General features: G+C 41.9%; 9 protein-coding genes. 2 read left to right on the forward strand and 7 right to left on the reverse strand.

All coding sequences use genetic code 11. From position 1 onward, the window contains the following. Nucleotides 1-99 precede the first annotated feature (99 nt). From ACUVXA_RS10990 to ACUVXA_RS11020, 7 genes are all read right to left on the reverse strand, one after another. Nucleotides 100-339, reverse strand: a complete 240-nt coding sequence (locus ACUVXA_RS10990) for a hypothetical protein (protein ID WP_445871306.1) — start codon at nucleotides 337-339, stop codon at nucleotides 100-102. A 100-nt stretch (nucleotides 340-439) separates the two neighbouring features. After that, a complete protein-coding gene (locus tag ACUVXA_RS10995) occupies nucleotides 440-2,029 on the reverse strand; it encodes a class I adenylate-forming enzyme family protein (RefSeq protein ID WP_445871307.1) in 1,590 nt (529 codons plus the stop codon). A gap of 25 nt (nucleotides 2,030-2,054) precedes the next feature. Further along, nucleotides 2,055-3,617: an acyl-CoA dehydrogenase family protein gene (locus ACUVXA_RS11000; RefSeq protein WP_445871308.1), complete on the reverse strand. Its 1,563-nt coding sequence runs from the start codon at nucleotides 3,615-3,617 to the stop codon at nucleotides 2,055-2,057. A 133-nt stretch (nucleotides 3,618-3,750) separates the two neighbouring features. Next, nucleotides 3,751-4,491 (reverse strand): enoyl-CoA hydratase/isomerase family protein, encoded by a 741-nt coding sequence (locus tag ACUVXA_RS11005; RefSeq protein WP_445871313.1) that lies wholly within the window; start codon nucleotides 4,489-4,491, stop codon nucleotides 3,751-3,753. A 30-nt stretch (nucleotides 4,492-4,521) separates the two neighbouring features. Continuing rightward, a complete protein-coding gene (locus ACUVXA_RS11010; protein ID WP_445871309.1) occupies nucleotides 4,522-4,944 on the reverse strand; it encodes a Zn-ribbon domain-containing OB-fold protein in 423 nt (140 codons plus the stop codon). Continuing rightward, a complete protein-coding gene (locus tag ACUVXA_RS11015) occupies nucleotides 4,941-5,930 on the reverse strand; it encodes a thiolase family protein (protein WP_445871310.1) in 990 nt (329 codons plus the stop codon). Before ACUVXA_RS11015 ends, ACUVXA_RS11010 begins: the two co-directional genes overlap by 4 nt. A gap of 298 nt (nucleotides 5,931-6,228) precedes the next feature. Continuing rightward, entirely contained in the window at nucleotides 6,229-7,485 is a 1,257-nt protein-coding gene (locus tag ACUVXA_RS11020) for an oxidoreductase (RefSeq protein ID WP_445871311.1), read from the reverse strand. A 315-nt stretch (nucleotides 7,486-7,800) separates the two neighbouring features. Between ACUVXA_RS11020 and ACUVXA_RS11025 the strand changes: the two genes are divergently transcribed. Further along, nucleotides 7,801-8,568, forward strand: coding sequence for a V4R domain-containing protein (locus tag ACUVXA_RS11025; protein ID WP_445871314.1), 768 nt, complete (start codon nucleotides 7,801-7,803; stop codon nucleotides 8,566-8,568). 187 nt (nucleotides 8,569-8,755) lie between these two features. Beyond that, a complete protein-coding gene (locus tag ACUVXA_RS11030) occupies nucleotides 8,756-9,763 on the forward strand; it encodes an amidohydrolase family protein (protein ID WP_445871312.1) in 1,008 nt (335 codons plus the stop codon). Nucleotides 9,764-9,842: the final 79 nt, after the last annotated feature.

Raw genomic sequence — 9,842 nt, forward strand, 5'->3', positions numbered from 1 at the left:
GTGGGCATATGGTTATAGCCTTGTATTAGACGTCTCTGCGGATGTTTAGGTTCACGAATAAAGTCCAAGAATGGTATTATTTATCATTAAATCTTTCTACTATTGTGAACCCTCCAAGACTCGAGGATCGGTCACCCCTGCGGATTCGGGTCCCAGAATTCCCCCAGTCATGTTGGGCTTAATGATGACTCTATCATCTTCTTTTACGAAGCTGTCGACTCCTCCGAGGTAATCAAGGGCTTCTTTAATCATCTCCTTCACAAAAAGCACATCATTCTCGTTGTATTTGTTGGGAACCCCAGGCACCATATTTCTATGCACAATTGCGACATCGACCATAGTAACCACTACTCCATTTTTTGTCCATAGCTAAGAACATATAAACAATTTGTACATTTTATTGTTTTAACTTTTAGACTCTTGCTTTAATAAATGGTATTTAGCGTTTTTGATACTTCTCTCTGATTTGTCTCCTCAGAACCTTACCAATAAGCGACTTTGGTAGGGGAGAATCGGTGAAATCAAAAGATTTGGGACACTTATATCCAGCAATGTGCTCGTGGCACAAGTCAATGAGTTCTTTTTCTAGCTCTTTTTTATTCTTGTCCTTGTACTCAGCTTTTAGGTAGATTACCGCCTTTACCGCTTCACCCCACTTAGGGTCAGGCACACCGATAACACTAGCCTCCGCAATTGCTGGATGCATATAGAGAACGTTCTCAACTTCAAAGGGATAAACCCTTTCTCCTCCAGATTTTATCATGTCTGCTTTTCTGTCTAAGAGGTAGATGTAGCCACCCTCATCTACTGTTCCCATGTCTCCGGTGTAGAGCCAGCCATCCCTTATGGCTTGCTTAGTCAATTCTGGATTCTTCCAATATCCTACCATAGTTGATTTTGACTTTACAATCACTTCCCCAACTTCCCCGGGATTAACGTCCTTTCCTTCCGGATTCACCACCCTTACTTTACTGAGCATTGTTTCCTTACCCACAGATCTTAGTCTTCTCACCTTCTCCTCCGGTCCTTCCACAGCATAATCATCCGCTAATAGCGTGCACCAGGGAATACCCTCTGTCGCTCCAAAGCCTGATGTCATAAGGCTTGAGAGTTTATCTATGCATTGTTTTAATAACTCGGTGGGCATCGGTGCCCCAGCCCAACTGAATGCCTTTATGCTACTAAGATCGTATTTTTCCACATCAGGGTGGTTTACAAGCAGCCAGAAGATTGTTGGAACCGCATTCATATGAGTTACTTTTTCTTTCTCTATCTTTTCCAGTATGTCACCTATGTCTATTCGCTTAATGTTTACAACACGGTAACCTTGAAAGAAGAACATTAGTATGGGCCACAATGAGATATGAAACATGGGTAGAATAAACAACGTGGTATCCTCTTCAGGGTTACCCTTAGGAGCCAATTGACTACGAGAGCTTGTTAAGACAGCATCCATAACAGCAGTCATAAGGTTTCTATGAGTCAACATACATCCTTTAGGTAACCCGGTTGTACCCCCGGTGTAAAGAAGAAGAGCAAGATCATCCTCGTCAACTTCTACGTTGGGTTCCGCCGGCGAGCCCTTATCAATTAGCTCTTCGTATAGTGTCATGCCTTCCACTCGCTCGCTAAGACTGATATAGTACTTAATTTTTTTCAGCTCTGGTTTAAGTGATTTTAGTGTAAGGTCAATGTATTCTGGCCCAACAACAAAGCCTACCGCGTCCGAATTGTCTATGATATAAAGCATCTCTCTGGGAGCCAATCGATAGTTTAGAGGCACGGGAACTATTCCCGTCTTGAATGCGGCAAAGTAGAGTTGAAGAAATTGGTAACAATTTTCCATTAATATCGCTAGGTGGTCTCCTTTCTTCAACCCCATTTCTAAAAGCGCGTTCGCCAATCGATTTACATTACTGTTAAATTCACGCCAACTGAACCTATGCTCACCATAGCTATAGCAAACCAGGCACTCCCTATCCGGAGCCCATTTCGACCATTTTCTCGGAAAATCACCCAAAGTATACATTTACTCACCTCCCTCAAACCTATTTTTAGAAAATTGGATATTTGTCTAAATTATCTTCAACCCACCTCGGTAACCACTTGTAGTATTCTTGGGGCTTTGCCTTTTTCAAACCTGGGTATGTGGCTTTTGCAAGTCTAATAAAGTTGCGCATCCTATAGAGTTTGGCTAGTCCTTTTTCCTCTAGAATTACTAATGCCTCATCTAATGCTTCGTCATCGAGTTCTGTGTCTTCCTGTAATTCTTCGCGGGTCATGTAAAGCCCTGGGTTAACCTTGTAATCTTCTGCAAGTGCTTCAAGCACTTTTACTTCCGGGTCATCAGAACTGAATTTTGGTTTCATTTCTTTTGGGTCAAAAGTCGGTATAGGTACTCCCAGCTCTGGGTGTGTGCGTCGACGTGGTGGTTCTAGATATTTCAGCATAAAGCCTATTTTGTATCTTGTAGCCATTCTTGCTAGGAGTATTCTCATTACGTCGCTTGATCCACCGCCTATTTCATTCATCATTATGTTCCTAAACACCGCTTCAACCGGGTAAAATTTTGTGACACCATCTCCGCCCATACATCTCATAGCATTAATGGCGGCCTTAGTGTTTGACTCTGCAGCAAATATCTTGAGTAGGGTTGCCTCCATCATGGGATCTATTCCCTGATCAACGAGATATGCTGAATAATACGTCATAAGTCGGGAGAGTTTCAGGTTCATAATAATGTCAGAAATTCGGTATTGGTTGCTTTCAAAGTCAAAGGTGCGTTGATCAAATTGGATCCGTCTCTGAGTCGAATAGACAGCATAAGTTAAAGACACTCGCATAGCGCCGAGCAGAGCAGCACACACGATGAGCCTCTCGAAGTTGAGTCCCCGCACTAATACGTCATTCCATGCTTTTCCTTCTTCAGCAATTCTGTTTTCCACGGGCACACGCACATTGTCAAAATTTAGATAACCGTTGAGTGTTGGAGGATCATATACACACAACTCGTTTATTTTTTCGATGGTGAATCCGGGCATTCCCTTCTCAACAATAAATCCGGTCAAGTGTCTTCGAGCGGCAATGTCTTCCGGCTTATCGCTGGTCCTAGCATAAACCATATATATATTGGCGTAACCGAGATTTGTTATGTATCTTTTCTTGCCATTAAGAATGTATTCATCTCCATCACGTACTGCAGTGGTTTCTAATCCCGAGGCGTCAGACCCTACAAAGGGTTCGGTTAGGGTTATTGCTCCAATTAATTCTCCTCGAGCTATTTTGGGTAGCCACCTTTTCTTCTGCTCCTCGGTGCCACAATGTGCGATTTGATGCGCTCCCCCAAATGCCGTTGTGGCATAATAGGTGGTTACGGGGAGAAGACCCTCTGCAATTATGCAGCAACCAGTACAGCCTAAACCCATGCCTCCGTATTCTTTTGGTATCAAAGCACCAAACCATCCCTTCTCAGCAACTTTATTTATAAGGACTCGCGGAAACTCTTGCCTCCAACGTAGCTCCGTGGCTAAGGGTGTAATCTCTCTTCCAAACTCCTCAACCTCGTCTGCTAGTTGTTTTTGTTGATCTGTCCACCAAAAAAATTTCTCCAAAACCATCAAAATCACTCCTAAAAATTTGTTCAATAAATTGGATTTACTCCCACTTTAGATTTAAACAAATAAAATATTTTGATGACTAATTTTCTAGTAATCATGTTTGAATTAAAGTTAAAAAATGGGGAAATTATGTTTATTTTTCTTTTTTAGGCTCTGGTCTTGGTCCAACTAATCCAACGAGTAGCACAGATTCTCTTTCTAATGCTAGAGCGGCATCGATATCGGCGATCTTTAATGTGTTGTCTATGACATTTTTCGCCATTTTTATTCCACCAGGCGGCTTGGAACATATTTTGTCTGTCAATTCTTTGACCGCTTCCTCTAATTTATCCGGTGAAACCACTTTATTGACCAAGCCGATGCGATAGGCTTCTTCTGCTGAAATGAACTCTGCAGTGTATATCATTTCTTTGGCTTTTCTGACTGGTATCGCTCGAGGTAGTTTCACCGTTCCTCCCCAGCCAGGTATACCCCCAATGTTTACTTCGGTGAGTCCGAATTGTGATCCCTCGGCGGCAATTATCATGTCGCAACACAGGGCGATTTCTAAACCACCCGCAAGGCAGTATCCCTTAACCATGGCTATAACTGGTACTTCCATCCTCTCTATGAGCCGCTGGATTCTAAAACCAATGTTCCTCAGATAATGGTACATAAATTGGGGGGTGAAGGTTGCAAATATTGAAATGTCTGCACCTGTGCAAAAAGCTCTATCGCCAGCTCCCGTAATAACAACGCATCTTACACTTTCATCCTCTGAGGTTTTTTGGAGTGCATCGTCGAGCTCTGCTATCATCTCTAGTGTCAAAGAGTTCATTTTTTGTGGGCGGTTCAGGGTAATTTTCTGGACTTGTCCCTCCTTTGTAGAAATTATGAACTTGTAGTTTGCCTGGGTCGTTTTGTTTCACCTTTTGTATATTAATTTGAATTTGGGAAGGCTAATTTCTTTAGTCACATCGTCAAATGTTACTTCCACAGGGGCACCAATTTTTACGTCTTTAAGGTCTTTGTAGCCCACAATGTTGGTTCCACCGTAGATAATCCCCTCATCCAATTCGACTAGGGCGATCACATAGGGTGTAACGTCTCGGAATTCAAAGGGAGCTCCTTCGTGTATTATCGAATAGGAAAATATTTTTCCTTTACCGCTGACCTTAGACCATCCCAAATTTTTGGATCTACAATTGGCACATTCATTTTTTGGATACCACTGTTTTTCTCCACAATCTTTGCACTGTTGAATAACCAGCTCGTGTTTCTTGGCAGCTTCCCAGAAACCTTTTGTCCAAGGCCTTATAGTTGGTACCGGCTTCTTGTACTCACTCATTTTGGCACCTCCGTTCCCAATACTTCACAGAAGGAAACACCACCTACACCACCCATACACGTGACGTAGGCAAACTTGGCGTCCTTTATCTGCCTTTTATCTGCTTCTCCACGCAACTGACGTACGGCCTCAGTCTTGAACATCATTCCACCAGAAATAGCGCTGTGCCCGCGAGACAGCAAGCCTCCATCAGTAGTTGTGGGTAGGTCTCCTCCAGGCGCGATTCGCCCATCATTAACTATGTCCGCCACCCCACGCAAATCTTTAGCCATTCCGAGGCTAAACATTCCTAGTAGTAATCCTATGGGATAAGCCTCATAAATTTCGCGCACGTCAATATCGTCAATTTTTACACCGGCCATATCAAGGGCTTTTTTCGCAGCTCCAGACCGTGCACTTGAACGCGCATCTGCTCCCTTCGTTCTAAACGCCTGTGTTACTCCCGCAAACTCAAATATCCCAGCGCCGCCAAGGACGTAAACGGGTTTCTCGACGGTCTTTTTCGCGGTCTTCGCAGAGCTCACCACTAAAGCAGATCCCCCATCAGATAAGGCAGGAACCATGTATAGAGTATATGGGTCAGAGATCATTCTTGCATTCAATACCTGTTCAATTGTCAATGGATCACGATACCTGGCAAGCGGATTAAGCTGAGCCCACTTCCTTAGAGACACGCAGACATGGGCAAAGTCCTCCATTGTCAAGTTACCCTGATGCATCGCTCTTCTGGTAGCAAGGGCAACAGCGGAGACCTGATGGAATCCATAAGGCCGCTCCCAGTCACTATGGTGCAGATCTGCCAACGCCCCGACCGCGGCTGACATACTCAGTTGAGAACCCCACGTGTCGGCACACACCAGAAGCAATGTATCACACGTCCCTGAACATATCAAACCAATTGCTGTGTTAAGCATCGCCGAGCTTGATGCACCCCCTGCAAAGCATTGCCACATGTGCGAAATGCTTATTCCAAGCTCTTCTGCCACGAGACCTATACCCCAGTCATAGACATTATCTGAAAAGGATCTCGTAGTGAGAAGACCATCTATATCCTTTGCTGTGATCCCAGCACTATCCAAGGCCTTTCTTGCCGCTTCTAAAGCTAGATCAACAGAAGTTCTCTCTGGAAATTTCCCTACTGCTGTGTCCCCATAGCCAATAATAGCAGCTTTTCCTCTAAAACTCATCTCAACCAACTCCTTTTTTTCTTCTCCACATATGATTCAATTTTTTACATTATTTGGTTTAGAAGATTTTATTGATTTAGTTTATTTACTAACATTTTTAACTTTGTTGCCATTTTACAAATGAACTAGGCATTGCTGCTCCTTTCCTTTTATTAGGGAAAAGTTCTGGGTTTTGTTCCTCAAAGCCAACTTCTGGATTAACCGAACATCTTGGATATAGACCCAACAATGCTCTTATGAGGCATATCCAGTCTCTTGTGCATCTTCTAATCTTGTCAACGTTTCCCTCTCTTACCTTATTGGGCCAATCCGGGTCTGCAATAGCCTGTCTGCCGAGTGAAATCATGTCCGTCTCTCCCTCCTTAATGGCTCGTTCTGCAATAATAGGATCGTGAACTGACGGTGTTATTACTGGAATGTCTAAAACCTTTTTAATCTCCTTAGCCTCCTTGAGGAGATGATTTTCAACGTGGTCCATACTCTCTGGGAAGAAGTATTTTAGGGCTTCATAGGAACCGTCTGATAGATTCAGGTAGGAGATTCCCAAGTCTTGCAATTTTTTGACAACCACTTTTACTTCATCCAAAGTGAATCCTTGTGGCATATGTTCATCGGCACTTATTCTCACACCTACAGGAACCGCTTTCTTAACAACCATTAATGCGTGTTGGGTAACCTCAACTATAAACCTCATGCGGTTCTCTAAAGGCCCACCATACAAGTCGGTTCTTCTATTTGAGCGTGGTGAGAGAAACTGATGTTCAAGATATCCGTGGGGAGCATGTATTTCGATACCATCAAACCCAGCAATTATTGCTCTTCCACACGCTTCAGCAAACCTTTGCTCCTCACTTAATATTTCTTCAATAGTCATCTCTCTCGGAATCTCTCCCCTAGGGTCCGTCCGTCCCCTTATTAAATATACTCTCTCCATCAATCCCTTTGGTGTTTTTTCAATATCAATCTCCATAGGAATTTGTGAAGGAGCATAAGGCTTTGATCCATCCAGTGCGTGTCCCTGTCTTCCAAAGCCAATGCTCAACTGTGCAAATATCTTTGCCCCAAAGTTATGGACTGCCTCCACTATCCTATTTAATCCAGGTATAAACGATTCGTCGTATAAGTATAGGTTTCTGTGAAACACGAATGGTGCTGCAAGCCTTGTCGCTATAATGGCATCAGTAATTATGAGACCAAAGCCTCCCTTGGCTCTCCGTGCGTGCCAGGCTATGTTTTGGTCTGTAGCATATCCGTCCTGCGTTGAGAAGGTCATGTTCATAGGAGACACTGCAATTCTGTTGCTTATCTCAACATCGCCAATTTTAATCGGCTCAAAAAGTTTTTCAAAAGCCAATTCCACACCTCCGAAATCATCATTTAAAAGGTTCTTTTATTACTAATTAGGTAATTTAATTTTACCTATTACAGAATACAAACCATATTCATTTCCAAAAATTTTGTTTAACTAAGTCAAAACACATATATAAATTCAATATGATAATTTTTGAAGAATCATTGCTTAAAAGTATAATAAAAATTAACAAGTACTCGTAGCGGAGAAATATTCAAACACTGGTAAAGAAATAAATAATTAAAAAAGAATAAGTAATTGTGGATTTGGGAGGTAAGAAATAAGTTGGCCTTCGCCAAAATTGACAATGATATTCTTTTGTGCTTAAGAGAGAAGCCTATGAGTATTTATGAGATCTCCCGAAGGACGGGAAGATCTTGGAGAACTATTAGAGACCATTTACAGAGGTTGAAGGAACTGGGAAAAGTGGAGTGCTTTAATGATGGAGCAGGTAAGATTTGGCGTTTAACTCGAATTGATTTTAGAGCTTCGGGAGAACAACATATAGTCCGTGTGGATCTTATGAAGATTGCTCGTAATCTAGTGGATGCAAGAGAGCTAATGTACTATGACAAAGAGCCATATAAAATCAGACTGCCACTCATAGAAGAGTGTGGTATTATCATTCCCTTACATCTCTTTGAAACCTTTAGATCGGTTTTGAGTGAAAAAATAGGCGATGAGATGGCTGACAAGATTCTTTTTAATGTAGGAAGAAATCACGGCTTTTATATTATAGATAAATTGTCAGGAATGCTTGAAGGAGGACAACAGAGCCTTGAAAAAAAGTTTTTCAAATATGGAATGACCAATGATGAAGTTAGAAAACTTTTCGGTTCAATCTACGAGTCACAAGGTTGGTTCAAAGTCATAAATATTGAAAGAAACGGGAGCAATATTATTTTTAAGCTTCAATATTGTTTTGAGTCGATGGCCTATGGTGGAAAGTACCCTTGTAGTTTTATGAAGGGATTCCTCGTAGGAATGATGGAGACTTACTTCCATGAAAAGGCTTTAGGATGCCAGGAATTAAAATGCCTTTCCGAGGGCGAGGATTACTGCGAATTTTCAATAGAATTTAACTAGGACAGATTCCAAGATTTCGAATTATTGCAGACGGAAAATAGCAAACAAACATCTTAACTTTCCCTCTTTTTAATAAAAGTAGAACTTGTTAATTTTTGTTATATATGTTTGAGCTATTTCTTCAAAAATTATTATATGGTATTTAAATAAACATAGTGAGGTAAGATTTTTTGGATGGTGATGAAATTTGGCAAGGGATATATCTTCAGTAATGCGGGATTTTGTGAAAGATGATTTCTTTAAAATTGATGTCGAATGCCATTTGGTGGGCCATAGAGAGTTTATATCCTACTTTCCAGGAGTTAAAATGTGGTGGCAGGGAATTGCAGGTGTAGTTCGACCACTAAGTTATCCAAATCAACCAAGCTCCGAACATCTTAAGATATTAGAAAAACCAGAAGAGCTACTCAAATGTATGGATAAGTATGGAGTAGATATGGCTTGTATAATACCAGAATCAATGATGGACACTACGGGATACGCTTGCCGCTGGACGACGAATGGGGAAGTAGCAGCAGTCTGTGAACAATACCCAGACAGATTCATAAACACTCCAAACGTAGGCCCCCTAAAAAGGAGAGGGAAACATGCCCTATGGGAGTTAGAATACCTAGTAAAAGAGAGAAACGCGAAGATGATAAAGTTCTATCCGCCAGAAGACACTTATATAAATGATGAAGCAATCTACCCCTTCTATGAGAAGTGCGTTGAGTTAAAGGTGCCCGTCGCCATTCACACCGGATTTTGCTGGGTGCCTCCCGGAAGATCCAAATATTGTGACCCCATGCTTCTAGATGACGTGGCAACGGATTTCCCAGAATTAACAATAATCGCCTTCCACGCAGGATGGCCCTACCCACATGTTTTAAATCTGGTCGCAGCTACGCATCCGAAAGTGTACATCGGTTTAAACTTGTTGGTCCCGTGGGCAAATGCAAGCCCGAGAAGATTCGCGGAGATAATAGGAGAAGCCTATCGTTACGTGGGTCCAGACAGAATAGTGTGGGGTTCAGATTGTGCAGGATTTGAGGTACAAATTTTGGGAGCAGTCAACGGATTCAGAGAATTTCAGATTCCTAAAGATATGCAAGAAGGATATAGCTATCCAAATTTGACAAAAGAAGACAAAGCAAAAATCTTCGGTTTAAATCTGGCAAGAGTACTTGGCATAAAACCAGAAAAAAAGGTAAAATAGATTTTACAACTTCTTTACAGAATAGTTAAAAAACTTTCAATCTCCGTAGCTGGAGAACGGTTTTTGCAAAGGTTGTATC

Source organism: Candidatus Jordarchaeum sp., assembly GCF_052745115.1.